This is a genomic window from Acidobacteriota bacterium, from assembly GCA_030697165.1.
GTDB lineage: Bacteria > Acidobacteriota > Vicinamibacteria > Vicinamibacterales > UBA2999 > 12-FULL-67-14b.
On the sequence record JAUYQQ010000019.1, the window covers coordinates 179,267 to 203,744 of the forward strand.

The 24,478-nt window shown below is 66.2% G+C and carries 25 protein-coding genes; 13 read left to right on the top strand and 12 right to left on the bottom strand.

Translation table 11 applies throughout. The features are described from left to right. Positions 1–44 precede the first annotated feature (44 nt). Positions 45–731: a methyltransferase gene (locus Q8T13_18270; GenBank protein MDP3719711.1), complete on the top strand. Its 687-nt coding sequence runs from the start codon at positions 45–47 to the stop codon at positions 729–731. Here the strand turns inward: Q8T13_18270 and Q8T13_18275 are convergent, their stop codons facing one another. Continuing rightward, on the bottom strand, positions 732–1,133 hold the full coding sequence (locus Q8T13_18275) for a hypothetical protein (GenBank protein MDP3719712.1): 402 nt from the start codon (positions 1,131–1,133) through the stop codon (positions 732–734). A gap of 152 nt (positions 1,134–1,285) precedes the next feature. Here Q8T13_18275 and Q8T13_18280 point away from each other — a divergent pair, with 152 nt between their 5' ends. Next, positions 1,286–2,356, top strand: a complete 1,071-nt coding sequence (locus Q8T13_18280; GenBank protein MDP3719713.1) for a hypothetical protein — start codon at positions 1,286–1,288, stop codon at positions 2,354–2,356. Between the two features lie 30 nt (positions 2,357–2,386). Here the strand turns inward: Q8T13_18280 and Q8T13_18285 are convergent, their stop codons facing one another. From Q8T13_18285 to nuoI, 4 genes are all read right to left on the bottom strand, one after another. Continuing rightward, positions 2,387–2,851, bottom strand: a complete 465-nt coding sequence (locus Q8T13_18285; protein MDP3719714.1) for a PaaI family thioesterase — start codon at positions 2,849–2,851, stop codon at positions 2,387–2,389. Between the two features lie 7 nt (positions 2,852–2,858). After that, a complete protein-coding gene (locus tag Q8T13_18290; GenBank protein MDP3719715.1) occupies positions 2,859–3,542 on the bottom strand; it encodes a methyltransferase domain-containing protein in 684 nt (227 codons plus the stop codon). Between the two features lie 28 nt (positions 3,543–3,570). Further along, positions 3,571–5,418: a bifunctional homocysteine S-methyltransferase/methylenetetrahydrofolate reductase gene (locus Q8T13_18295; protein ID MDP3719716.1), complete on the bottom strand. Its 1,848-nt coding sequence runs from the start codon at positions 5,416–5,418 to the stop codon at positions 3,571–3,573. Positions 5,419–5,485: 67 nt separating this feature from the next. After that, positions 5,486–5,950: an NADH-quinone oxidoreductase subunit NuoI gene (gene nuoI / locus Q8T13_18300; GenBank protein ID MDP3719717.1), complete on the bottom strand. Its 465-nt coding sequence runs from the start codon at positions 5,948–5,950 to the stop codon at positions 5,486–5,488. Between the two features lie 26 nt (positions 5,951–5,976). Between nuoI and Q8T13_18305 the strand changes: the two genes are divergently transcribed. The 5 genes from Q8T13_18305 to Q8T13_18325 are packed head-to-tail and all read left to right on the top strand — an operon-like array spanning position 5,977 to position 10,303. Next, on the top strand, positions 5,977–7,359 hold the full coding sequence (locus Q8T13_18305; GenBank protein ID MDP3719718.1) for a histidine kinase: 1,383 nt from the start codon (positions 5,977–5,979) through the stop codon (positions 7,357–7,359). Then, positions 7,356–8,135: a LytTR family DNA-binding domain-containing protein gene (locus Q8T13_18310; GenBank protein MDP3719719.1), complete on the top strand. Its 780-nt coding sequence runs from the start codon at positions 7,356–7,358 to the stop codon at positions 8,133–8,135. The genes Q8T13_18305 and Q8T13_18310 overlap by 4 nt, the downstream gene beginning before the upstream one ends. After that, positions 8,135–8,779: a signal peptidase I gene (lepB, locus tag Q8T13_18315; protein ID MDP3719720.1), complete on the top strand. Its 645-nt coding sequence runs from the start codon at positions 8,135–8,137 to the stop codon at positions 8,777–8,779. Before Q8T13_18310 ends, lepB (Q8T13_18315) begins: the two co-directional genes overlap by 1 nt. Positions 8,780–8,802: 23 nt before the next feature. Continuing rightward, entirely contained in the window at positions 8,803–9,426 is a 624-nt protein-coding gene (gene lepB, locus Q8T13_18320) for a signal peptidase I (protein MDP3719721.1), read from the top strand. Further along, entirely contained in the window at positions 9,371–10,303 is a 933-nt protein-coding gene (locus Q8T13_18325) for a cation diffusion facilitator family transporter (GenBank protein ID MDP3719722.1), read from the top strand. Before lepB (Q8T13_18320) ends, Q8T13_18325 begins: the two co-directional genes overlap by 56 nt. Before the next feature lie 127 nt (positions 10,304–10,430). Here Q8T13_18325 and Q8T13_18330 read toward each other — a convergent pair whose 3' ends face one another. The 3 genes from Q8T13_18330 to Q8T13_18340 form a co-directional block, all read right to left on the bottom strand. Further along, positions 10,431–11,414 (bottom strand): D-2-hydroxyacid dehydrogenase, encoded by a 984-nt coding sequence (locus tag Q8T13_18330; protein ID MDP3719723.1) that lies wholly within the window; start codon positions 11,412–11,414, stop codon positions 10,431–10,433. A 113-nt stretch (positions 11,415–11,527) separates the two neighbouring features. Continuing rightward, positions 11,528–12,016: a cyclic pyranopterin monophosphate synthase MoaC gene (moaC, locus tag Q8T13_18335; GenBank protein ID MDP3719724.1), complete on the bottom strand. Its 489-nt coding sequence runs from the start codon at positions 12,014–12,016 to the stop codon at positions 11,528–11,530. Further along, positions 12,006–12,674 carry a redox-sensing transcriptional repressor Rex gene (locus Q8T13_18340; protein MDP3719725.1) on the bottom strand — a complete coding sequence of 223 codons (669 nt, stop codon included), beginning with the start codon at positions 12,672–12,674 and terminating at the stop codon, positions 12,006–12,008. The genes moaC and Q8T13_18340 overlap by 11 nt, the downstream gene beginning before the upstream one ends. A gap of 86 nt (positions 12,675–12,760) precedes the next feature. Between Q8T13_18340 and Q8T13_18345 the strand changes: the two genes are divergently transcribed. Further along, positions 12,761–13,873: an Ig-like domain-containing protein gene (locus tag Q8T13_18345; GenBank protein ID MDP3719726.1), complete on the top strand. Its 1,113-nt coding sequence runs from the start codon at positions 12,761–12,763 to the stop codon at positions 13,871–13,873. An 18-nt stretch (positions 13,874–13,891) separates the two neighbouring features. On the opposite strand, the gene Q8T13_18350 is transcribed toward Q8T13_18345, so the two are convergent. After that, on the bottom strand, positions 13,892–15,976 hold the full coding sequence (locus tag Q8T13_18350) for a VWA domain-containing protein (GenBank protein ID MDP3719727.1): 2,085 nt from the start codon (positions 15,974–15,976) through the stop codon (positions 13,892–13,894). Between the two features lie 76 nt (positions 15,977–16,052). Between Q8T13_18350 and Q8T13_18355 the strand changes: the two genes are divergently transcribed. From Q8T13_18355 to Q8T13_18365, 3 genes are read left to right on the top strand one after another with little or no spacing between them, the layout of a single operon-like run. Beyond that, the gene (locus tag Q8T13_18355) at positions 16,053–17,384 is read left to right on the top strand and encodes a coproporphyrinogen-III oxidase family protein (protein ID MDP3719728.1); all 1,332 of its coding nucleotides are present in this window, start codon (positions 16,053–16,055) and stop codon (positions 17,382–17,384) included. Beyond that, positions 17,385–18,686, top strand: coding sequence for an NAD(P)/FAD-dependent oxidoreductase (locus Q8T13_18360; protein ID MDP3719729.1), 1,302 nt, complete (start codon positions 17,385–17,387; stop codon positions 18,684–18,686). Positions 18,687–18,709: 23 nt separating this feature from the next. After that, entirely contained in the window at positions 18,710–19,126 is a 417-nt protein-coding gene (locus Q8T13_18365; GenBank protein ID MDP3719730.1) for a thioesterase family protein, read from the top strand. On the opposite strand, the gene Q8T13_18370 is transcribed toward Q8T13_18365, so the two are convergent. Genes Q8T13_18370 through Q8T13_18380 form a run of 3 tightly spaced genes read right to left on the bottom strand, consistent with a single transcriptional unit; the run spans position 19,094 to position 21,051 of the window. Next, positions 19,094–19,675 carry a DUF4126 domain-containing protein gene (locus tag Q8T13_18370; protein MDP3719731.1) on the bottom strand — a complete coding sequence of 194 codons (582 nt, stop codon included), beginning with the start codon at positions 19,673–19,675 and terminating at the stop codon, positions 19,094–19,096. The genes Q8T13_18365 and Q8T13_18370 overlap by 33 nt on opposite strands. Beyond that, positions 19,675–20,400: a lysophospholipid acyltransferase family protein gene (locus Q8T13_18375; protein ID MDP3719732.1), complete on the bottom strand. Its 726-nt coding sequence runs from the start codon at positions 20,398–20,400 to the stop codon at positions 19,675–19,677. The genes Q8T13_18370 and Q8T13_18375 overlap by 1 nt, the downstream gene beginning before the upstream one ends. Before the next feature lie 45 nt (positions 20,401–20,445). Continuing rightward, positions 20,446–21,051 (bottom strand): CarD family transcriptional regulator, encoded by a 606-nt coding sequence (locus tag Q8T13_18380; protein MDP3719733.1) that lies wholly within the window; start codon positions 21,049–21,051, stop codon positions 20,446–20,448. A 209-nt stretch (positions 21,052–21,260) separates the two neighbouring features. On the opposite strand from Q8T13_18380, the gene Q8T13_18385 reads away from it, so the two are divergent. Then, positions 21,261–21,857: a 50S ribosomal protein L11 methyltransferase gene (locus tag Q8T13_18385; protein ID MDP3719734.1), complete on the top strand. Its 597-nt coding sequence runs from the start codon at positions 21,261–21,263 to the stop codon at positions 21,855–21,857. Continuing rightward, positions 21,854–24,244, top strand: a complete 2,391-nt coding sequence (locus tag Q8T13_18390) for a DUF853 family protein (protein MDP3719735.1) — start codon at positions 21,854–21,856, stop codon at positions 24,242–24,244. The genes Q8T13_18385 and Q8T13_18390 overlap by 4 nt, the downstream gene beginning before the upstream one ends. Positions 24,245–24,478: the final 234 nt, after the last annotated feature.

The window sequence follows — 24,478 nt, forward strand, 5'->3', positions numbered from 1 at the left end:
AACCCGTGAACCCGTGAACCATTAATCCCGTCCATAATACGTCCGTGCGAACGGCATTTGTCTGGATCGGCGCGCTGCTCTTCGCGGTGTCACTGGCGTCGGGGGCGCTGGTCTACGGGCTCCACCTCGGCGTGCCCGCGCCGCCAGCGGAGCCGCTGTGGCCGGCCGTGGCCATCAACGTCGCGCTGTTCACGGTGTTCGCGCTGCATCACAGCCTGCTGGCGAGGACCGGCGCCAAGGCGTGGATCACGCGCAGCGTGCCGGCGGACCTCGAGCGCAGTGTTTACGTGTGGGTCGCCAGCTTGTTATTCATCGCCGTCTGCTGGCTCTGGCAACCCCTGCCTGGCGTGGCGTGGACCTTCAGCGGCGTCTGGAGCTGGGGCATGTGGTTGGTGGTGTTGACCGGCGCCTCAATGACGGGGCGCGCCGCAAGCGCGATCGGGGTATGGGAACTGGCGGGCGTTCGCGTGCCGGCGCCCGACCGCCCGGTCGTGTTCACGACCACCGGGCTGTTCGGCTTCGTCCGGCATCCGATCTACCTGGCGTGGATCCTGATGGTGTTCGCGGTGCACCCCATGACCAACAGCCGGCTGCTGTTCGCGGTGATCAGCACGGTGTACCTGATCGTGGCCATTCCGCTCGAAGAAGCGTCGCTGGTGGAAGCGTTCGGCGACAGGTACCGCACGTACCAGAAAGAGGTGCGATCGCGCCTGTTGCCCGGTATCTGGTAGTTACCCTCTCCAACCCTTGGTGGGCCGCGTGAAGCGTGCCGGGAGGGCGGCGCGGGTGGTCGCGTCCATCGGCTTCGCCGGCGCGTCGGCCGCCTCGCCTTCCTCGGTCTCGACGTCCTTCGGCAGGCCGTCGATTTGATCGAGGAACATCATCGAGTGCAGCGACGGGATCTCGAACTTCTTGCCGCAGGTCTTGCACGTCACCTCATCGTCCAGGCGCAGCAGGTGATCGCGCAGCTTGTCGAACTTCTTGCGGTCGTCAGCGTTCTGCGGCGCACCCTTCTTGGTGCGGCGCACCCAGCGGATGGTGTAGTCGTTGGTCCGCTTGCAGCGCGGGCACGGGTACTTGGCCGGGCGGGACTCGGGCTTCTCGCTGAAGAAGGCGCGTTCGTCAAAGCTCACGACTTCATTGTAGCTTGCCGGGCGGCCGATCTGGGACGGGGATGCACCATCTGACGGGGTGACGCCACGCAACGGGACTGTCCCGACCAATGGCACCGCCCCGTCGAGCAGTGTCCTCCCGTCAAGTCGTGCCTCCCGTCATAATCACCAGTGTGACAGTCGCGTTCTACATCTCTGGCCACGGGTTTGGTCACGCCTCCCGGTCGATCGAGGTCATCAACGCCCTGGTTGACCGGCACCCTGGCGTGCGCGTGGTCATCCGCTCCGCCGTGGCGCCGTGTCTCGTCAGCCGCACGGCGCGGCCAGGGGTCGTGCTCGAACCGGTCGAGACCGACACGGGCGTGATCCAGCTCGACAGCCTCAACCTGGACGAAGCCGCCACCCTCGTCCGCGCGCGGGAGTTCATGGCCACGTTTCCGGAGCGCGTCGCGGGCGAAGTGGCATACCTGAGGCAGGCCGGCGTGACGGCCGTGGTCGCCGACATTCCGGCACTGGGCATCGCCGCGGCGCATGCGGCGGGCGTGCCGGGCATTGCCCTCGGCAACTTTACCTGGGACTGGATTTATTCGGGCTACGCCGGCAGCGCCGACCTGGCCGACGCGATCGGCGCCGTGTACCGGCACACCACGCTCGCGCTGCGGCTTCCCATGTGGGGCGGGTTCGCCACCATGCCGGCGGTGCTTGACGTGCCGTTTGTCGCGCGGCGGTCGTCACGCGACCCGGCGGAGGTCCGCCGCCTGCTGGGCCTGCCGGCGGACGAGCGCCTGGTCCTCGTCTCGTTTGGTGGCTACGGGGTGGAGGGGTTGAACGTCGCGGCCCTGCGCCAACTGGCCGGCTACCGGGCGCTGCTGCCGGGAGATGTCGACGAGGCCGCGATGTACGCCAAGGGCTTACGCTACGAAGACCTCGTGCGCGCGGTCGAGGTCGTCGTCAGCAAGCCCGGTTACGGCATCGTGTCCGAATGCCTGGCCAACGAGACCGCCCTGCTCTACACGTCGCGGGGACACTTCATCGAGTACGACGTCCTCGTGGCGGCGATGCCGCGATTCCTGCGAGCCGCCTTCATCGACCAGGCCCACTTGTTTGGCGGCCACTGGCGTCCGCACCTCGATGCGCTGCTGGCGCAGCCGGCGCCACCCGAGCACCCGCCGACCAACGGCGCGGAAGTCGCGGCCGACCGGATTCTGGAAATTACAGGAGATCAAGAGATCAGGAATAAGTAATGAACAACTCCTGAACTCCTGATCTCCTGTTTATGTCTTGTTGAGCGCGTCCTCGCGCAGCACGATGAACAGCCCGTCGGACTCGGCCACGCGCCGTGCGCCATCGATCAACACCGCCCGCACGTAGACCTTCCGCCCGTCCACGCGCTCGATCCGCGACTCGACCGTCGTCTCGGTCTCGAGCTTCACCATTTCGAGGAACGACACCGAGATCTTCGCGGCCACAGTCCGGTGGCCGTTCATCCAGCACGCGCCGCCCATGGTTTCGTCGAGCACGGCCGCCATCGCGCCGCCGTGCACATGCCCGGGCGGTCCCTGCGTCTCGCGGCCGAACCAGGCCTTTGCGTACAGCACCCCCGGCTCGGGTCCGCGGAAATAAGCAATGCGCACGCTCTCACCCGACGGGTTGGCGACGAGAAACGAATGGGAGTCCAGAGACGGAAACGGCTGGACGGGTGTCCAGCCGGTTTCAGGATTCGCGGGCGGTGGTAACACCGAACTGTTAGTCTTTGACGACCGTGATCAGCGTCCACATTTTCGGGATGTTGACCTTCTCGAGCGACACCGGGTTCAGTTCGGCCTGCGCGAGGAACCCCGGCAAGTCGAGGTCGGCGGTGAAGCCGATGTGCACCGTCGCGGGCGAGATCACTTTTTCGATCCAGCCCATCACGCGGTTGGCACTCTTGAAGTGATTGAGGATGATGACGCGGCCACCGGGCCGGCACACGCGATACATTTCGCGCGCCACCTTCACCGGTTCCGGCACCACGCTGATCACGTACGGCGCGTAGACGACGTCGAAGGAGTCGTCAGCGAACTTGAGCTGGGTCGCGTCCATCTCGGCGAGGTCGCAGTGGTGCAGCCCCTTCTCGTCGATGCGGCCCTGGGCCTTGGCGAGCATCTTGCTCGACAGATCGATGCCGGTAATGCGGCAATTGCGCGGATACAAGGCGAGGTTGATGCCGGTGCCGACGCCCACTTCGAGAACGTGGGTGCCGGCACGAAGCGCCATCTTCTCCATGGCCTCGAGCCGGCCGGGATGAAGTGTCGGGCCATACGTGTAGTCGTACGCCGCGGCAATGCCTTGATAGACCTTCTCGACAAAATCGGTCTCGACTGTGGTGACCGACAGGGCCCTGGTGGCCGCATCGCCCGAACGCCGCGTTTCTGCGTCAAATAGGCCCATTTTTTAACAGTCTCCGAACCGAATCGGACTATACCACGTCGAGCACATCGAGGGCGGAGTCCAACCGGCCCGACGGCGTTGAGATCTGCACACCCGCAGCCATACCCTTGATGGCTTCCACGAGTTCTCGCGCCACTTTCACGCCCTCGGCGGCCGCGCTGTCGGCGCTGGTCGTCCGGCGCATCCGTTCGACGATGGCATCGGGCACCGTCACGCCGGGCACTTCATTCGCCATGAACTCGGCGTTCAGTGCGCTTTCGAATGGCCAGATGCCGACAATGATCGGCACGCCGAGCGGTGTGACACGGGCCAGGAACCGTTCGAAAGTGGACACATCGAACACCGGTCTCGTCACCGCGAATTCCGCGCCGGCCTCGACCTTGAACTCGAGGCGCCGCATCTCCTGATCGAGATCGCGCGACGGGTTGACCATCACGCCGGTGTGGAACGAGGTCGGCTCGCCGATCGACTGGCCGCCGATGTCGAGCCCATGATTGAGCCGCGTGATCACGTTGGTGAGTCCGATCGAGTCGACGTCGAACACGGCGGTCGCGTCGGGGATGTCCCCCAGGCTGCGCACATCACCGGTGATGCCGAGCAGGTTGCGCACGCCCATGGCATGCGCGCCGAGCAGGTCTGACTGGATGCCCAGCAGGTTGCGATCGCGACAGGAGTACTGCAGCAGCACTTCCACGGTGGCATGCTGCTGGACCAGCACCGCCAGCGACAACGCGCTCATGCGCGCGCCCGATCGCGGGCCGTCGGGAATGGTCACGACATCCACGCCGCGCTGGGCGAGGCGCGCCGCGTCGGCCAGCGCCGCGTTAAAGACGTGCCCGCGGGGCGGCACCAGCTCGATGGCGCGGATGAAACCGCCATTGGCCAGCTTGCGGCCCATGGCCGACTTCGACTCGCGCGGCAGGGCCGGGCGCGCGTTGGGCTGGCTCGCCACCGGGGTGCGCACCTCGGCGGTGCCGGCGTGGCGCGCCAGCCCCGGCGCCATCGACTTCGCTGCCAGCGCAATCTGGCGAATGTGCTCGGGCGTCGTGCCGCAGCAGCCGCCCACCAGCCGCACCCCCGACGCGATGAACCGGCGCGCGTACGATGCCATGTATTCCGGCGAACACAAGTACAGGTTGCGGCCCTCGATATCACGGGGCCGGCCGGCGTTGGGCAGCGCCGACAACCACACATCGGTGATGTCGCTGATGCGCTCGATGGTCTCGAGCATCGGCGCCGGGCCGACGCTGCAATTGACGCCGACAACGCTCGCGCCGCGCGCGATCAGCTCGGGCGCAAACTGTTCGGGCGGCGCGCCGTCGAGGCTGGCGCCGTCTTCCTCAGTGGTCATCTGCGCGACGATCGGCAGGTCGCACACGCTGCGCACGGCCGCGATTGCGGCGCCAATCTCGTTCAGGTCGCGAAAGGTTTCGAGGATGAAGAGATCGACACGGCCATCGAACAGCGCCTGAGCCTGCTCGCGGAACATCGCCTCGGCTTCGTCCACGCCGGTCTTGCCCCACGGCTCAATGCGCACGCCAAGCGGGCCGATGGCCCCGGCGACGTAGGCGGGCTGCCCCGACTTCTCGACCGCGCGCCGCGCCAGCGTGGCGCCGGCCAAGTTGATCTCGCGCACCTGATCGCCCAGGCCAAAGCCGCGCAGCTTCATGCGGTTGGCGCCAAAGGTGTTGGTCTCGATGACGTCGGCGCCGGCCTTCAGGTAATCGCCATGGACGTCGACGACCAGGTCGGGCTGGGTCTGGTTGAGCGACTCGAAACAGCGGTTGATGAATACGCCCTTGGCGTACAGCATGGTGCCCATCGCGCCATCGCACACGAGCACACGTTCATCCAACGCAGTTAAAAAGGGTTTCACTCGAGGTAACACTGATACAGACGGCCATCACCCGGACCGGGTTCGCGCCACGCCAGCCGGCGGCCGGCTACCGCACCGGCATCGGCGCCTTCTGATCGGCCGCGGCGGGCACCAGCAGCTCGGTCTTGTCCCACACGAAGTCGTCTTTGCTGTACACGGCCAACTCGTAATCCTTGCCCATGAAGATTGCCGCCACCGGGCAGGCTTCTTCGCAGTACCCGCAGAAAATGCAGCGCGTCTTGTGGATCTGGTAGGTCGACGCATAGCGCGGGCCCGCCATCACCGTGCCGTCGTTCTCGGCCGCCTCGAGGTAGATCGCGTCGGCCGGGCAGGCCACCGCGCACAGCCCGCAGGCCACGCACTTCTCGAGGCCCGCCTCGTCACGCATCAGGACCTGCTTGCCGCGATACCGCGGAAACATCGGGACCTTCTGGTCCGGATAGTTCACCGTGATGGGACGGCGGAACAGGTGTTTGAAGGTGAGGGCAAAGCCTTTCGCGAGCGGACCGATCATAGAAGGAAATGATACCATTTCGTCCGCCTGCGCTCGCCAGGATAGTGCGCGAGCTACGGCGGACGCCCGCCGTAGCGGCCAACGGCCGCGAAGGCGGGCGGACCAGCATGCTGCAAGAACCCAGATTCCTCTCCGCCACGCAGTTCCTGCTGACGACCCTGGTCGTCAAGCTCGCGGCCATGGCCGCGCTCGCGACCATGCTCGCCCGTTACCGGCGCTTTCGTCACATCCTGATCTTCGAGCAGCGCAACTGGCCCGACCGGCTGGTGTTCGCCCTGGGCCTGGGGTTGCCGCTCACGGCCGGGGTCGCGGCCCGCGTGCTGCTCAACTACGACGCCGCCGACCTGATGCTCGAGGGCGCGTTTCTCGCCGGCCTGATCGCCGGCCCCTACACCGGCGCGCTGGTGGGCCTGGCCATCGCCTTGCCGGCGCTGGCCGCCGGCGAGTACGGCGCGCCGTTCTTTGCCGTCGGGTGCGGCTTTGCCGGCGGCGGGTTGCGCGAGGCGTGCCCCAAGGCCGAAATCTGGAACTTCTCGCCGTTCGTGTTGCTAAGCATGCCGCGCCGCGTCTGGAACATGGTCCGCCGCCTCGAGGTGAACTGGCCGGTGGTGCTGCTGCTGGCCATCATCAGCCTCGAAACCCTGCGACAGGCCGTCGGCGCCCGCTACTCGGCACGCCTGTTCGTGCTGTCGAGCCCCTCGGCCTGGATCACGCTGGTCGTCTACCTCGCCACGATCATCATCGTGTCCACGCCGATCAAGATCTGGAACAACGCCCGCATCGAGCATCGCCTGCAGGAACAGGAAAAGCTGCTGCTGGCCGCCAAGGTCGAAGCCCTCAAGAGCCAGATCAATCCGCATTTCCTGTTCAACACGCTGGCCTCGGTCTCGTCGCTGATCCGCCTGCAGCCCGAAACCGCGCGCGAGGTGATCCAGAAGCTGTCGGGCCTGCTCCGCAAGCTGATGAGCAACCAGGTGCAGTTCGTCACGCTGCGCGAAGAGCTGGCCGCGCTCGACGAATATCTCGACATCGAGGTGATCCGGTTCGGGCCGCGGCTGGCCGTCCGCAAGTCGATCGCGCCCGACACGCTCGACATCATCATCCCCAGCCTCCTGCTGCAGCCGCTCGTCGAGAACTGCATCAAGCACGGCTTTGCCCGCAAGGTCGGGCCCGGCACCATCACCATCCGGAGCTGGCGTGAAAGCCGCCAGGTGTTCATCGAGGTCACCGACGATGGCCTGGGCATTTCGGAAGAGCGTCTCGTGGACGCGCTGTCGAGCGGCATCGGCCTGAGCAACGTCAACGAGCGCCTGCGCGTGTTGTACGGGGCGATGGGCCGCCTCGAGCTGACCGGCTCGCCCGGACGCGGGGCGTGCGCGCGGGTCCAGATCCCACTCGACCTCGCCAGCGAAAGAATCACCGCATGACCCCGGTCGCCCCCCTGACCGCCGTCGTGGCCGACGATGAGCAGCTGGCCCGTGACGAGTTGTGCTTTCTCTTGAACCAGCTGGGGACGGTCGAGGTCGTCGCTCGCGCCGCCAACGGCCCCGAGGCCCTCGACGAAATCGCGCGCCACGCGCCCGACGTCGCTTTCCTGGACGTGCAAATGCCGGGGCTGACCGGCTTCGAGGTCGCCCGGCAGTTGCTCGACCAGGGAACCGGACCGGGTGTGATCTTCGTCACAGCTTACGACCAGCGGGCCATCGAGGCGTTCGAGGTCAACGCCGTCGACTACCTGCTGAAGCCAATCGACGTGCGGCGGCTGGAGACCGCCGTGGCCCGGGTGCGGGAGCGCAAGGGACGAACCGACCCCCTGGCGGGCCAGTTGGACCGCCTGGTGCGGATGATGGCCGGCCAGAAAGACCGCCGGGACCAGGTGGCGGTTAAGGTCAGCGACCGGTTCGTGCTGGTCAAGGCCGACGACATCATCCATGCGTCGCTGGTCGAGGATTCGATTAATATTGTGACGAGCCAGGTCGCGGGAACGTCGAACGATCGCACCCTGGACGAGTTGCACGCGCGGCTCGACCCGGAGGTATTCTGGCGGGTTCACCGCTCGCACCTGGTCAATATCAACAAGGTCAAGGAGATCGTCCCTTGGTTCAGCCGGAACTACATCCTGAGGATGACAGACGCGAACGCGACCGAGATCCCGGTCAGCCGTTCGCAGACGCGCCGTCTTCGGGATTACCTGAAGCTGTAGTGCTGTTTGCCGATCCCGGCGACGAGACGACGCCGCTGCCGCCCGTGACGGCGGCCGACGCGATCGCGCGCGAGACCCCGTTGACCCTGGCCGTGGAGCAGGACCCGGCGCAGGTGGTGCGCCGCATGGAAGTGTGGCGCGACGAGTTCTTCGCGTGGGTGCGCACGCTGGCCTCGGCGGCGGTCTACGCCACGCTGATCGTCACGTTCGGCTTCCAGGTCGCCCGCGTCGAGGGCCTCAGCATGGCGCCGACCCTGGCCGATCAGGACCGCCTGATCGTCAACAAGCTGCGCTACCGCCTCACCTCGCCGCAGCGCGGCGACATCGTGATGCTCTACTACCCCGTCAACCCCGACAAGTCGTTCGTCAAGCGCGTGATCGCGGAAGACGGCGACACCGTGCGGGTGGTCGACGGCCGCGTCTACGTCAACGACGTGCCGATGCGCGACGACTTCGTGCCGGCCGAGTACCGCAGCCACGACGACTGGGGCCCGCAGGTCATCCCCGAGGGCTACTACTTCGTGATGGGCGACCACCGGAACAACAGCCTCGACAGCCGGCACTGGGGCTTCGTGCCGAAGAAATACATCATCGGCAAGGTGCAGATCCGCTGGTGGCCCGTGCCGAACGCGCGGGTGTTCTAGGCGGCCACGCGCCGCGCCCCACCATGTCACAGGAACTGCCAGACCTCGCCCCACCGGCGCCACCAGCCCCACCAGCCCTTCCGGCCCCACCGGCCCCATGCGAGCCGATCGCTTCGCCGGGCCAGCGGCTGGCGGCGTGGCGCGCCGGGTTCGTGGCGTGGGTCAGCACCCTGGCGCAGGCGACGGTCTACGCGACGCTGGTCGTGACGTTCGTGATGCAGGTCGCCCGCGTCGAGGGCCAGAGCATGGCGCCGACGCTGGCCGACCAGGATCGGCTGATCGTCAACAAGTTGAGCTATCGCTTGCACGCGCCGCAACGCGGCGACATCGTGATGCTCTACTACCCGCTCGACCCCGACAAGTCGTACGTCAAGCGCGTGATCGCCGAAGCCGGCGACGCGGTGCGCGTGGTCGACGGCCGCGTCTACGTCAACGACGTGCCGCTGCGCGACGACTTCGTGCCGGCCGAGTACCGCAGCCACGACGACTGGGGCCCGCAGGTCATTCCGGCCGGCTACTACTTCGTGATGGGCGACCATCGCAACGGCAGTTCCGACAGCCGCCACTGGGGCTTCGTCCCCAAGAAATACATTGTCGGCAAGGTGCAAGTTCGCTGGTGGCCCGTCCCGCACGCCAGGGTGTTTTGATCTGACAGCGCGCTACGCCCAGGTCTCGCAGGTCCTCTGGCGAGTCTTGTTCCTCAACCTGATCGTCGCCGCCGCCAAGATCGCGCTTGGCCTGGCGACCGGCGCCGTCAGCGTCCTGTCCGACGGCTTTCACTCCCTGACCGACACCGCCTCGAACATCGTCGCGCTGGTCGGCGTGCGCATTGCCGGCCAGCCGCCCGACGAAGACCATCCGTACGGCCATCGCAAGTTCGAGACCATGGCGTCGGTCGGCATCCTGATCTTCCTGGTGCTGGTCCTGTTCGAGGTGCTGTCGGCGGCGGTGGAGCGGCTGCAGTCTGGCGGCGAGCCGGTCATCAACCGGTTCACGTTCCTCGTGATGGGGGCGACGTTCCTGGTCAACCTGGGCGTCGTGATCTACGAGCGGGCGGCGGCGCGGCGCCTCGACAGCGAAGTGCTGCTGGCCGACGCACATCACACCACGAGCGACCTGTTCATTTCTTCCTCGGTGATCGGCGCGCTGATCGGGGTGCGAATGGGCTACTTGTGGCTCGACCCGGTGGCCGCCCTCGTGATTGCCGGCTTCATCGGCCGGGCCTGCTGGGAGATCTTCCAGTCGACGTCGGGCATCCTGGCCGACCGCTTCGTGATTCCGGAAGCGGCCATTCGCGAAGTGGTCAGCAGCGTGCCCGAGGTAATCGGCTGCCACCACATTCGCACGCGCGGCTCGAACGACTTTGTGTTCCTCGACCTGCACGTCTGGATGGATCGCGACCTGCGCCTGGACGACGCGCACCACTTGTCGCACGTGGTGAAGGACCGGTTGATGGCGCGCTTCCCGCAGATCAAGGACGCGATCATCCACATCGAGCCGCCGCCGCGAGAAATCGACACTTGAGAGTTGAAAGTTGAGAAGCTGGTAGTTGGTAGTTTCAGTTGGTAGTTTCAGTGTCAGTTGTCAGTGCCACTGAAACTGTAACTACCAACTGAAACTACCAACTACCAACTCTTCAACTTTCAACTTACTAGTAGCCCAGTTCCGGCTCCACCCGAAACCGCGGCAACTCTCCTCGTTCGAACCGTTCAAGGTTCTCGGCGAACAGATCGATGACCTCTTCCCAGTGTCCCTGGCGGAAGCCGGAGGTGTGGGGCGTGAGGATCACGTTGGGACAGGTCCACAGCGGATGCTCCGGCGGCAGCGGCTCCTGCGGATACACGTCGAGCGACGCCCCGCCGAGATGACCGGAATGGAGCGCGGCGACGAGCGCGCCGGTATCGAGAATCTTCGCCCGGCCCACGTTCACGACCACCGCACCTTTCGGCAGCAGGGCGATCTGCTCCGCGCCGACCAGGCCCAGCGTCTGCGGCGTCAGGGGCGCCGCGATCACGAGCACGTGGGTCTGGCGAAGGAAGGCCTCGAGCTCACCGGGGCCGAACAGCTCGTCCACGGCCGGCACCGCCCCGTGTCCGCTCCGCCGCCGCAGCGCCACCACGCGCATGCCGAAGGCCCGCGCGCGCGAAGCGATCGCCGACCCGATCGTGCCCACGCCAATCAACCCGAGCGTGCGTCCGCCGAGCAGCCACGGCAGGCACTCGCCCATGAAGTCGTTCTGCGCCCAGTGCGCCTGGCGCTGGTGCTCGAGCACGAGGGGCAACTGCTTCGACAGCGCGAGGACGACGGCGAGGGTGTGTTCGGCGATGGCTACGGCCTGCACGCCCCGGGTGTTGCTGACCACCACGTTCCTGGCGAACAGTTCAGGCAGGCACAGCGTCTCGACGGCCACGGCCGAGGTGTGAAGCCAGCGCAGCTTCGGCGCGGCCGCGAACTCGGCAGCTTTCAGAATCCACGTATAGGCCACGTCGCAGCCGGCGAGTCCGCGCGTGCGCTCCTCGTCGGTGGTGGCATGGATGAACTCGATATGGGGGAATCGCGCGCGCAGCGTGGCGACGCCGTCGGCAGGAATCTGCCACTGCGTCACCGGCTGCTGGATCGAGATGAGAACCTTCAATGGAAGTTGAAAGTTGAAGGTTGAAAATTGAAAGTTGAAGTGGTCAGTTTCAAGTTGCGGATCAAACTGTAACTGTAACTGTAACTGTAACTGGGAACTGAAACTACCAACTGTCAACTTTTCAACTTTCCACTCCTCCTGTAGTGCCCCGACCGGCCGCCCTTCTTCTCGATCAACTCAATGTCGCTGATGGTCATGGTCTGATCGACCGCCTTGACCATGTCATACAGCGTCAGCGCCGCCACTGACACGGCGGTCAGCGCCTCCATTTCGACGCCGGTCTGCCCCGACGTGCGCACCCGCGCCTCGATGCCGTAGCCGCTGGCCGTCGGCGTGAGTTCCACCGAGACGTGCGTCAGCACCAGCGGATGGCAGAGCGGAATCAACTCGGACGTCTTCTTGGCGGCCATGATGCCGGCGAGGCGGGCGGCCTGCAGCGGGTCGCCCTTCGTCACGGCCCCCGCGCGAATCTGCTTGCGCGCGGCGGCTGACATCGCAATGCGGCCGCGGGCCACCGCCTCGCGAGCGGTCACCGGCTTGGCGCCGACATCCACCATGCGGATGCGGCCCTTCGCATCGACGTGGCTCAGTTTATTCTTCAACGTCGATTCCCTGCGCCAGATGGAACGACAGGCTTTCGAGCGACACCGTCAGGTCCACGCCCTTCATCTTCACCCCTGGCGGGACCTTAAGGGAGCCGGGCGAGAAATTCAAGACCGCCTTGATGCCGGCGGCCACCACCTGATCGAGCACGTGCTGGGCCGATTCGGCCGGCACGGCAATCACGGCAATGTCGATGTGCTCCTTGCGAACCACTTTCTTGAGGTCTTTCAGGTCGTAGATGGGAACGCCGCTGCGGGATTCGTCGCCGATCTTGGCATCGGCCACATCGAACATCGAGACAATCTCGAAGCCCTCGCGCTTGAAGCCGGGATAATCGGCCAGCGCCTGGCCGAGATTGCCGGCGCCCATCACCGCCACGCGCAGCTTACGGTCGAGGCCGAGAATCTGGCGGAGGTTTCGCTTCAGGTCCTTGACGTAGTAGCCCACGCCGCGCACGCCGAACTCGCCGAAGTAGGCGAGGTCCTTGCGGATCTGGGCGGCATTCAGGTGGAACTGCTCGGCCAGGGCCTGCGACGAAATGGTCTCGTCGCCGGCCGCCTCGAGTTGATTGAGGCAGCGGAGGTAGACCGACAGCCGATTGGTGGTCAACTCGGAAACGGGTTCGGCGACCGGTCTCCGCTTGTTCGTAGAATTCACAAGCAGTTTTCAGAATACCGCAATCGACCGGGTGGAGGCGAGCCTGATGATTTGGTGATTTGGTGATCTTGTGATTTGGTGAATTGATGCGACGGCCCGTTCTCGCGCTCGTTATTGCCGGCAGCCTGCTGACCGCGCACCCAGACGCCCAACCCGCGACGCGGCGGGCCACGACCATTGCTGCGCTCCGCAGCTATCCCGGCTTCTACCACCAGCAAACCGTCTCGGTGGTTGGCGCGGTGAAGGGCGAGGACGTCGAGAACCTGTTGTTGGCCAATGACGAGGCGACCATCCGGGTGATCGCCAGGGAACTGCCCCGCGAGGGCCGGCTCGAGGCCCGCGGCCAGTTTCTCGACATCGGGCGGGTCTCGCAGGACGACCCGCGGCTGATTCCGTTCAACCTCGGTGATCGCATTCGCGCGCTGTATCCGGAGCGCTGGCCGCGCCCGGGCGAAGAGTTGTTGCTGCTGCTGTCGGGCACGCTGCCGCCCCCGCCGCCGGCGGATGCGACCACTCCCCCGCTGCGCTCGGTCGCGCTCGAACCGGCGCGTTTTGAGGGCCAGCGCGTCGCGATTGTCGGCCAGTTCCGCGGCCGCAACCTCTACGGCGACCTGCCCGAGGCCCCGGCGCCCGCGCGGTGGCAGTTCGTGCTCCGGTCCACCGACACCGCGCTCTGGGTGATGGACCTTCAGCCGAGGGGTAAGGCGTTCAATTTCGATCCGACCAAGCGCGTCGACGCGGGGCGCTGGGTCAGGGTGCAGGGCACGGTGCGCACGGCCAAGGGCCTGACCTGGCTCGAAGGCACCACGATCGAACTGGCCCAGGCGCCGGCCGAGCCGGCCACGGAGGTGGCGATCGCCGCGCCGCCTCCGGCTCCGGTCGAAGTGCTGTTCACCGCGCCGGTCGAGGGCGAGACCGACGTGTCGGTGGGCGAACGCGTGCGCCTGCAGCTGTCGCGGGACCTCGATGCCGCGTCGCTCACGGATCGCGTGCGGATCACTTACGCCAAGGACTCGACCGGGCGCGCGATCGGGTTCGCCACCAATTACACGCGCGAGAATCGAGCGATCGAGATCAGACCAAACGAGCCGTTCGAGGCATTTCGATTGGTGCGGATCGAGTTCCTCGAAGGGATCAGGGGCACCGACGGCGGCGCGCTCGCGCCGTTTGCCCTGACGTTTACCACCGGCGGATCGTAAAAAGGACCTGCTCCCCTGTTACGGCACGATGCGGAAGCCGTAGCCGACGACCTCGGTCTGATCGTTGGTCTTGATCGTGAACTCGAGCACGTATTCACCGGCGGCCAGCGGCGACAGCGTGACATCGGCGACACCCAGCCGCTGTCCGGTCGCTTCATCCACGCGGCTCGAGTAGGTCACGACCAACGGCATGGGCTGCCCTTCGCGCGTCAGCATGCGGCCGGTGGCCTCGGTAGCCGGCTCGGCGAGCGGCACCTCGATGCGCAGCCGTTCGGTTCGGCGGAACCGCGGGTCCGCCGTCGGGATATACGCCAGGCCGGTGCTGGGCCCTCGGCGCATCGCCAGCGCCCCGGTGCCGATTACCGCCGTCTCTGGCGGAACCGTGACAAACGTGCTGACCCGGATGGGCACGCGGCCGGCCCGTGGCGTGAGCTCCGCGCGCACCAGGTAACGGCCGGGCGTCACCGGCGCGTCCAGGCCGTCGATCGAGATGCTGCGTTGCCCCGGCTCAATGGCTACGACCTTCGTCTGCGATGGCGCGGCCTGGGCCGTGGCGTTGGCGCGCTCGGGTTCCACGGTGAGTCGCAAGGTGCCGCCCGACAGCCACTCGGGCTGCTTCGCCGTCGCCACATCGAGTTCGATCACCGCCCGGACCAGTCCGCGGCCGCCAGCGGCCTGGATGCGGACCGGGAGATTGCCACGGCCGGGCGCGATCGCGTCGAGCGCGCGCGTGACGGTTGGCGGGGGTGGCGCCCGCATGCCCGCAGGGCGCTCGGGCACGACGCCATAGGCGCGCGCCTCGGCCTCGGTCGGCGCGAGGTAGCCCGGACGGGCGCGGATCTCGACGTTCTCCCGCTTCACCTCGACCCGGAGGCGGCGGAAGCGGCCATCGAGCTTCGGGTTCGAGGAGTAATAGCTCGCCAGGTAATACGAGCCGACGTCCACGAACAGCTTCTGCATGGCGCCGGCGAGGTTGTTGGTATCGAGCACGGCGCGGCCGTCGGTCTGCTCCGCCATCATGCGAAGGTCGTCGTGGCGGCGCCGCAGCCAGGCGTTGTCCACCGAGAACGGCAGGTCCCAGCGTTCCGGCTGGTCGAGCACGATCAACCCGCGAGCGTCGATTGGGTAGAAGCTGACGTTGGCGCGGTTCGCGCGCTGCAGGAGCTCGCGAAACTGGACCTGGTGGTCGATGAAGGCCAGCCGGATGCGGTCGCGCTCGCAGGCCTCGAACGACTGCGGCATGCCGCTCTGGGCATCGACGGCACCCGGCCGCCGAACGCCGCCGGTCAACGGATCGGTGCCCAGTCGATCCTGCTGGGGGGCCTGGCCGCCGAGGGCACCGCCAAGAACCTCGTCGCGCTGGTAGAGCGCCCAGCCCTCGGTGAAGACCATCACGAACTTGCGATCCGGCCGCAGGCCATCGAGGTGCGCGACGAGACCCTCGAGGGCGTCGAGCGTTCCCTGCTCCCGTAGCCTTGCGATCATGGCTGCGGCGATGCCGGGATACATGTGCGAGGGGTAGCAGGCCTCGAAGGCCTCCTCGCGCGGCGACCGCTGGTTGGCCCGGCCCTTGAGGCCCCAGGCCCAGTTGTCGGCAATCATCCGCTCGATGCTCGCGGTCTTGCGGCTGAACGTGATCATGCCGGGCGTCATGTCGGCGGTCATGGCCCCGATCATGTCGTCGGCGCCGATCACGCGATCCAGGGTCTCGACGATGGGTTGGTTGGCGTGGTAGGCGCCGTCAACGGATACGTGGAAGCGATCGAAGAAGACGGTGAACAGGCGCGATGCGTCGACGGCGGCGTCCCGCATGCTGGTGACGGTCGTGGCCTCGGTCCGCGATGGTGACGGCGCCGCCGGGCCGCCCGCTTCGATCAGCTCGAGGTTCTCGATCTTCTGCGGTGTGTCGTCTTCGAAGATCTGAATCTCGTCGGGCGTCAAGTCGGTGACGGCCACGCCGTTGAGCGAGATATAGGTATCAACGCGCACCAGGTTGGCGCCGGCGCGAAAGCGCGGCAGTTGGTCCTCGGCCTGCCGCTCCTGGGCCAGGCCCACGGCCAACGACACTGCCATGAATCCGAGGACAGCCAGCCGAATCCGCATCTCGCCACTTTACCCCGAACGTCCCTGGCTTGGTCCCTGTAAACCATTGGCACAATTCGACGTATATAGAAGAAACATGTCTGGTGCGCAGGGCGACGCCACCGTTGAACAGACGGACGTCGGCAGTTATTTCATCGCCAATTACCCGCCCTTTTCGACCTGGTCGGCGGCAGGAATCAAGGACGCGGGGGCGGCCCTGCGCGACGCTGCGCACGTCGAACGGGCGCTTGGCCTGTACCTCCACATCCCGTTCTGCCGGAAGCGCTGCCACTTCTGCTACTTCCGCGTCTACACCGACAAGAACGCGCGCGAGGTCGAAGGCTACCTGGACCTGCTGGCGCGCGAGTGGGAGTTGTATGCCGCCACCCCGGCCGTGGCCGACCGCAAGTTCAATTTCATCTATTTCGGCGGCGGCACGCCGTCGTTCCTCTCGACGAAGCAACTGCAAGGTCTGGTCGGCCGCCTGAACGCGACCGGCGCGTGGGCGGGTGCTGACGAGATCACGTTCGAGTGCGAGCCCGGCACGCTGACCGAAGCGAAGCTGGCCGCCATCCGCGAGCTGGGCGTCACGCGCCTCAGCCTGGGCGTCGAGAACTTCGACGACCGCATTCTGGAACTGAACGGCCGCGCGCACCGCTCGCCCGAGATTGGCCGCGCCTACGAGTACGCGCGCAGCCTCGGCTTTCCGCAGATCAACATCGACCTGATCGCGGGCATGCTCGGCGAGACCGACGCCAACTGGCAGCGGTGCATCGAGCGCACGCTCGCGCTCGATCCCGACAGCGTGACCATTTACCAGATGGAACTGCCCCACAACACCACCATCTCCGGCGACCTGATCAAGCAGGGCGGACAGTTCGACGACCCGGTCGCCGGCTGGCCGGTGAAGCGGCGCTGGGTCGCCGAGGCCTTCGCGGCCCTCGAGCGCGCGGGGTATCACATTGGCAGCGCCTACACGGCGGTGAAGAACCCGGCGAAGACCAGGTTCGTGTATCGCGATCGCCTCTGGGAAGGCGCCGACCTGCTCGGCCTGGGCGTGGCGTCGTTCGGCCACATCAACGGCGTGCACGTGCAGAACCTCGACACCTGGCCGAAGTACCAGGAGGCGATCGAACGCGGCGAGATTCCGCTCGGCCGCGCCTATCGCCCGACCGACGAAGAGCGCCTGATCCGCGAGTTCGTGCTGCAGTTGAAACGCGGCGCCATTCGCCCGGACTACTTCGCGCAGAAATACGGCGTTGACGTGCTCAGCCGCTTCCGCACCGGCCTCGACAAGGTCCAGGCCAGCGGGTACCTGGCCGAGCGCACGGCCGACCGTGTCGCCTTGACTCGTGACGGGTTGCTGCGCGTCGACGTGCTGCTGCCCCACTTCTTTCTCCCGCAGCACGCGGGAATTCGGTACACCTAGATGCTCGACGTTGTCGTGATTGGTGGCGGGCCGGCTGGCTCGACCACCTCGACCCTTCTCGCGCAGGCCGGACTCAAGGTGGCGCTGTTCGAGCGCGAGCAGTTTCCGCGCTTCCACATCGGCGAATCGCTGATCCCCGAAACGTACTGGGTGCTCAAGCGGCTCAACATGCTCGAGAAGATGCAGCGGAGCCACTTCGTCAAGAAGCACAGCGTGCAGTTCATCAACGCCAACGGCAAGCTGTCGGCACCGTTCTACTTCTGGGACAACAAGCCGCACGAGTGCTCGCAGACGTGGCAGGTGGTGCGCAGCGAGTTCGACCAGATGATGCTGGAGAACGCGCGCGAGCACGGCGTCGACGCCCGGGACGGCGTCCACGTGATCGAAGTGCTGTTCGAGGGCGATCGCGCTGTCGGCGTGGCGATTAAGCAGGACGGCGAGCGAAGAGAGATCCGCGCCAAGGTCGTCGTCGATGCCAGCGGCCAGGCCGCGCTGCTGATGAACCGCATGAAGCTGCGGCTCTGGGATCCGGTGCTGAACAAGGGCGCGATCTGGACCTACTGGGAGGGCGCCTACCGCGACACCGGCCGTGATGAAGGCGCCACCATGGTGATCCAGACCCCGAACCGCGACGGCTGGTTCTGGAACATCCCCCTTCACAACCACATCGTCTCGCTCGGCGTCGTCGCGCCATTTGATTACCTGTTCAAGGGCCGCAAGGGCGATCATGAAGCGACCTACCAGGAAGAAGTCGAGAAGACGCCGGCCATCCAGGAGCGGATCAAGAACGCCAAGCGCGTCACCGGCTACTTCGCCACGCGCGACTACTCGTACCGCTCGACGCAGGTGGCCGGCAACGGCTGGGTGCTGGTCGGCGACGCGTTCGGCTTTCTCGATCCTCTCTACTCGTCAGGCGTCCTGCTCGCGCTCAAGTCGGGCGAGCTTGCCGCCGATGCGATCGTCGATGGCCTCAACAAGGGCGACACCAGCGCCGCGCAGCTCGGCCGGTGGGGCGAGAACTTCAATCACGGCGTGGACCGGATGCGCCGGCTGGTGTGCGAGTATTACGACGGCTTCAGCTTCGGCCAGTTCGTCAAGAACTACCCCGGCCTGCGCAACACCGTGACCGACCTGCTGATTGGCGACCTGTTCACCGACAAGGTCGACAAGGTGTGGGGACCCATGGAGACGCTGTACGCGCCCGACAAGAAACGGCTGGAAACCTGGCGTGAAGGCATTGCCCCCGAGGCCGCCGAGCACAAGGTCAACGAGCTGACGCTGCCAGAAGGGCGACGGCCATAGCCGGCTTCCGCTACGGCCGCCGGGTGCAGTTTGCCGAAACCGATTTGGCCGGCATGGTGCACTTCTCGAACTTCTTTCGCTACATGGAGGAGGCCGAGCACGCACTGTGGCGGGCAGCCGGCATGCGCATCGACTCGCCTTCGCTCGCGAGCTCCGGCGAAGCAAGCCCGCACGCGCACCTCAAGTGGCCGCGCGTGTCGGCGGCCTTTGACTTCAAGCGGCCGCTCCGTTTCGAAGACGAGTTCGAGGTCCTGGTCGGCATTGCCGCGGTGACGACGCGGTCCATCCAGTACAACCACACCATCATGCGCGGCGAGATCACGGTCGGCATCGGCACGGTGACCGCGGCATGCGTGCAGCTCGGAGCGGATCACGTCCTCAGGGCGGTGGAGATTCCGCCGGAGATCCTAAGCCGGCTTCGCGGCGTCGTCGGGACGTAGCCACTTCCACAACCGCCGCGCCAGCCACACCATCATCACGAGGATCGTCGCGCTGACCGCCAGTGCGAGCAGTGGAAACTTGAGCGTCAGCAGGCTCAGCCCGATGACGAACACGTCTTCGGCCAGGCTCGCAATCCAGTTGGTGAACGGCTCGGGGCTGGTGTTGATGGCGACGCGGGTGCCGGCCTTGGTCATGTGGCTCCCGGCCGCCACGGTGCCGCCGAGCAGCGCAATCATGCCCATCACGGCCGGCGAAGCCTCACCTAGCGCGGCGACCGCGATCAGCGCGCCGCCGACAGGACGAATCACCGTGTGGATGGAATCCCAGATCGAATCGACCCAGGGAATCTTGTCGGCGACAAACTCGATCACGTACAACGCGCCGGCAACGCCGATCACCCACGGATTGTTGAAGACCTGGAACTGTTCGGGAAGCTGCACCCACCCGTAGCGCGCGGCCAGGCCCAACACCGCCACGGTCGCGTACAGGTTCACGCCGGCGGCGAGGGAAAACCCGAGTGTGCGGCCAAGGGTGGCGAGTATCTCCATCAGGTGCGCAGCAGGTCCTCGATTCGAGCCCGGACGACTTCAATCAACCGATCGCGATCGTCCAGCGACAGGCCCGCGGTCGGCACAGGTTCGCCAATGCGGATGCGGCACAGCACCGGCCGCACGAACCAGCTGCCCTTGCGCATGGCGTCGCGGCCGCCGGAAATGGCCACCGGCACAATCGGCGCCTGCGCCTTGATGGCCATGATGAAGCCACCCTTCTTGAATGGCAAGAGCTCCGAGGTGCGGCTGCGCGTGCCTTCTGGGAAGATCAGGAACGAGTTGCCGGCGCGGATCGAGTCGGCGGCGCGCTCGATCGACGCCATCGAGGCCTCTTTGCGCTCGCGTTCGACGGCGACAAACCCGCCGGCCAGCATCACCTTGCCGAGAATGGGAAGCTTCTTGAGCTCTGCCTTGAACAGGACGTGCAGCCGGCGATGCAGCGCCTGGAACAGCACCGGCGGATCGACGTTGCTCTCGTGGTTCGAGCAAAACACCACGGCCTGCCCCGCCGGCACCTTTTCGGCCCCGGTCACCCGGTAGCGGATCCCGGCCATGCCCAGGGCCAGGCCGACACCGATGTGGCCGAGCTCGTAAAGCACGCCCTTGAGTTTGAAGGGGATGGCGATGCCAAGCCCGATGGGCCCGGCGATCAAGACGTAAAGGGAGACGACGACGTAGGTCAGTACAGAACGGACGGCCGCAAGCAAGGACGCCGGGTTCATTTCTTCCCTCGTTTCAAGGAAAAATGAACCCGGCGTCTTAAAGAGTTAGCTGGCGCGAGCTTGGCGCCGCGGCGCCGCCACCGGCGTGACGCGTGCGGCCGCCTTGGCGGGCGCCGCCTTGGTGGCACGGGTCGCGGCCCGCTGGGCCGAACGCGCCTTCTGGACGAAGCACTTCTCGAGGGCGGTGGTGACCCGCTCTTCGATGTCGGCCACGGTGGTCCGCATCACCTCGGAGATCTCCGAGACAATGAGGGCCTTGGCGCGGTCGAGCATGCGCTTTTCGCGGAACGACAAGCTCTTCGATTTGGCCAGGAACGTCAGGCTCTTCAACACATCGGCCATGTCGTAAATGGAGCCGGTGCGCATCTTGTCCGAGTTGTCCTTGAAGCGGCCTTTCCAGTTCTGGTGGTTGTCGATCTTGCCGTCGCCCAACAGTTGGAACAATCGTTCAACTTCCTCATCCGTAATCGCCCGGCGCAGGCCAACGTTATCCACGTTGGCGACGGGGACTAGTACGGTCGTTTCGTTCGACAGAATCCGGAGGTGAAAAAATCCACACGTGGTTCCGAGAATGGTCTTTTCTTCGACCTTCTCGACGACCCCGAGCCCATGATTCGGGTATATGACCTTGTCACCGATCTTAAATCCCACGTGCCCCTCGTTTCGAGATGATGTTACTGGCAGGAGTGAGTGCGCTATCAGGTTTAGGCAGTATAGCCGAGAAACGGGTCAAAATCAACGAAAATAGGCCGGAAACAGCGCGTTTTCGGGTATTCCACGATACCGAGTAACCCCTGATTCGACACACGGTTAGGGACTTTTCGCCTCCCTTTTGCGGCCACTTGATATGCTCACGGACTATGTTCAGATTTGCGCTCCAGTTGAGCTTGGCCCTGGCCCTCGGCACTCCCCTTTCCGCCCTTGCCCTGAGTGACGTCGCAGGGCAGACGCCGGCCACCAAACGGCCCGATGCGCCACAACTGGCCCCCTACGTCCCCACTCCCCAGGACGTCGTCGAACGCATGCTCGCGCTGGCCGGGGTGACCAAGAACGATGTGGTCTACGACCTGGGCTGTGGTGACGGTCGCATTCCCATTGCCGCGGCCCGGATGTACGGCGCGCGCGGGGTGGGCGTGGACATCGACCCGCAGCGCATTGCCGAAGCCAATGCCAACGCAATGGCTGCGGGGGTCGAGCACCTGGTGACGTTCCGCCTGCAGGACGCGATGAAAACCGACGTGTCGCCCGCCACCGTGGTCACAACCTACCTGCTGACGGCCTCGAACCTCAAGCTGAGGCCGCTCTTGACCGCCCAACTCAAGCCCGGCTCGCGGATCGTGGCGCACTCATTCGGCTTTGGCGACTGGACGCCCGAGAAGGCCGACTCGTTCACCGACGCCGAGGGCCGCGCCCGCATGCTGTATCTCTATCGCGCCGACGGTAAGGTCCGCCAGTGACCAGTTTCGAGAAGCTCGGCCTGTTCTACCTGGGACGCGAGGTGGACGCGGCCACCAGGACGCGTGGCGATGCCCCGTTGCTGTACGACTCGTCCGACCTGGTCACGCACGGCGTGATCGTCGGCATGACCGGCAGCGGCAAAACGGGCCTCGGCATCGACCTGATTGAAGAGGCGGCCATCGACGGCGTGCCGGTGATTGCCATCGACCCCAAGGGCGACCTGGGCAACCTGATGCTGACGTTTCCCGGCCTGTCGGCGGCCGAGTTCACCCCGTGGGTCAATCCGGATGAGGCGCGGCGTGCCGGCCAGTCCCCCGAGGCGTTCGGGACGGCGGAAGCGGCACGCTGGGCGAAGGGGCTCGCCGAGTGGGGCCAGGATGGGGCGCGCATCGCGCGGCTGCGCGACGCCGCCGAGTTCGCGCTGTATACCCCCGGCAGTTCGAGCGGCCGGCCACTCTCGATCGTGCAGTCGTTCGCCGCGCCCGAGCCGGCGATCCTGAACGACCCGGAACTGCTGTCGGACCGCGTCACCACGGCCGCCACCAGCGTGCTGACCCTGGCCGGCGTGACCGCCGAGCCGATGCGCAGCCGCGAACACGTGCTGGTCTCGACCCTGTTCACCGAGGCGTGGCGGGCCGGTATCGACCTGGACCTGCCGGCGCTGATCGCGCAGGTGCAGACGCCGGCCATCACCAAGGTCGGCGTGCTCGACCTCGAATCGTTCTACCCCGCCAAGGAACGCTTCGCGCTGGCGATGCAACTCAACCAGTTGCTGGCCGCCCCCGGCTTCAGCGCCTGGCTGCAGGGCGAGCCGCTCAGCATCGACCGCCTGCTGCACGGCGCCAATGGCCATCCGCGCGTCAGCATCATCTCGCTCGCCCACCTCGACGATCAGGAGCGGATGTTCTTCGTCTCGCTGCTGCTGAACGAACTGGTCGGCTGGATGCGCAGCCAGCGCGGCACGTCGAGCCTGCGCGCACTGGTGTACTTCGACGAGATCGCCGGGTTCCTCCCGCCGGTCGCCAACCCGCCCTCGAAAGCGCCGCTGCTCACGCTGCTGAAGCAGGCGCGCGCGTTCGGGCTGGGGCTGACGGTGGCGACGCAGAACCCGGTGGATCTGGACTACAAGGCGCTCGCCAACGCCGGCACCTGGATGCTCGGCCGCCTGCAAACCGACCGCGACAAGGCGCGCGTGCTCGATGGTCTCGAGGGCGTGGCCGGCACGGCCGGCACCGGATTCGACCGGGCCGAGATCGATCGGCTGCTGTCGTCACTCGGCAAGCGCGTGTTCCTGCTGCACAACGTGCATGAGAAGGCGCCGGTGCTGTTTGAAACGCGGTGGGCGATGTCGTACCTGCGAGGGCCTTTGGGGCGCGATGAGATTCGAACCTTGACAGGAGCGCGCCCCGCACCGCCCCCGGTTCCGGTGCCTAGGGTGCTTACGGTGCCTAGGGTGCCTAAGGTGCCTGAGGTGCCAAGGGTGCCAACGGCGCAGGCGCCAGTGCTCGATCCGGGCATCCCGCAATTCTTCGTGCCAGGCGGCGACGCTTACGTGCCCATGGTGCTGGGCGTGGCGCGGGTGTCGTATTCCGATGCCAAGCTCGGCCTCGATGAAACACGCGAGGTGGCGGTGTTGACGCCCATTGGCGACGGCCCCGTCGCGCTTGATTGGGAGCATGCCGAGCCGGCCGACTTCGCGGTGACGGACCTGCTGAAGACCCCCGAGGGTGATGCGGCCACGTTTGCCGCGCTGCCCCCGCCCGCGGCCAAGCCCCGGAGCTACGCGACCTGGGAGAAGGATTTCTCCCGATGGGCTGCGCAGTCGCAGTCAATCGAACTGTTCAAGAGCCCGCGCGTCAAGCTCCTGTCGGCACCCGAGGAAACGGAGCGCGACTTCCGCGTCCGCCTGGGCCACGAGGCCCGCGAAGCCAGGGATGCCGCACTGTCCAAGGTGCGCGACAAGTACGCCCCGAAACTCACCACACTGCAAGACCGCATCCGCCGCGCCGAGCAGGCCGTGCAGGTGCAGAGCGAGCAGGCCAGCGGCGCCAGGGTGTCGGCCGCCGTCTCGATCGGCGCGACCATCTTTGGCGCGCTGCTCGGCCGCAAGGCGGTCAGCGCCAGCACGCTTGGCCGCGCCACGACGGCGGCCCGCGGCATGGGCAAGGTGGGCAAGGAAGCCCAGGACGTGACGCGCGCCGCCGAGACCGTCGCCGCCCTCACCGAGCAACTGAACGACCTGCAAGCCGCGCTCGAAGCCGACCTGCAGGCCGTGTCGGCCGAATGGGATCCGGCGGGCGACATACTCGAACGCGTGCTGGTGAAACCCAAGCGCGGCGGCGTCTCGGTGCAATTGCTCGCCCTTGTCTGGGTTCCCCGCGCATGATTGCCGCCCTCCCCATGGCGAAATGCGTACTCGCGATTACATTTCGGACGGCCCGATAGTCCGATCGCCAACTCAACCCGAAGGCGTGGGCGAAGATCGCCGCGGCATCGAGCTTGCTTCAGCTTGTCTTGGGCGCGAGGCGCTACTACGCTCGACCCAGGGGAAGTGAACGTGCAACGCATCTGCCTTCTGTCCGCCTTTCTGATTCCGCTCGCACTCCCGGCGTGCTCGGGA

Excerpts from the sequence above, each read along its gene's own strand:
- Q8T13_18290 (MDP3719715.1), bottom strand. The coding sequence starts at position 3,542 with ATGGGCCTATTTGACGCAGAAACGCGGCGTTCGGGCGATGCGGCCACC.
- nuoI (MDP3719717.1), bottom strand. The coding sequence starts at position 5,950 with ATGGTATCATTTCCTTCTATGATCGGTCCGCTCGCGAAAGGCTTTGCC.
- Q8T13_18310 (MDP3719719.1), top strand. The coding sequence starts at position 7,356 with ATGACCCCGGTCGCCCCCCTGACCGCCGTCGTGGCCGACGATGAGCAG.
- lepB (MDP3719721.1), top strand. The coding sequence starts at position 8,803 with ATGTCACAGGAACTGCCAGACCTCGCCCCACCGGCGCCACCAGCCCCA.
- Q8T13_18345 (MDP3719726.1), top strand. The coding sequence starts at position 12,761 with ATGCGACGGCCCGTTCTCGCGCTCGTTATTGCCGGCAGCCTGCTGACC.
- Q8T13_18350 (MDP3719727.1), bottom strand. The coding sequence starts at position 15,976 with ATGCGGATTCGGCTGGCTGTCCTCGGATTCATGGCAGTGTCGTTGGCC.
- Q8T13_18355 (MDP3719728.1), top strand. The coding sequence starts at position 16,053 with ATGTCTGGTGCGCAGGGCGACGCCACCGTTGAACAGACGGACGTCGGC.
- Q8T13_18360 (MDP3719729.1), top strand. The coding sequence starts at position 17,385 with ATGCTCGACGTTGTCGTGATTGGTGGCGGGCCGGCTGGCTCGACCACC.
- Q8T13_18370 (MDP3719731.1), bottom strand. The coding sequence starts at position 19,675 with ATGGAGATACTCGCCACCCTTGGCCGCACACTCGGGTTTTCCCTCGCC.
- Q8T13_18375 (MDP3719732.1), bottom strand. The coding sequence starts at position 20,400 with ATGAACCCGGCGTCCTTGCTTGCGGCCGTCCGTTCTGTACTGACCTAC.
- Q8T13_18385 (MDP3719734.1), top strand. The coding sequence starts at position 21,261 with ATGTTCAGATTTGCGCTCCAGTTGAGCTTGGCCCTGGCCCTCGGCACT.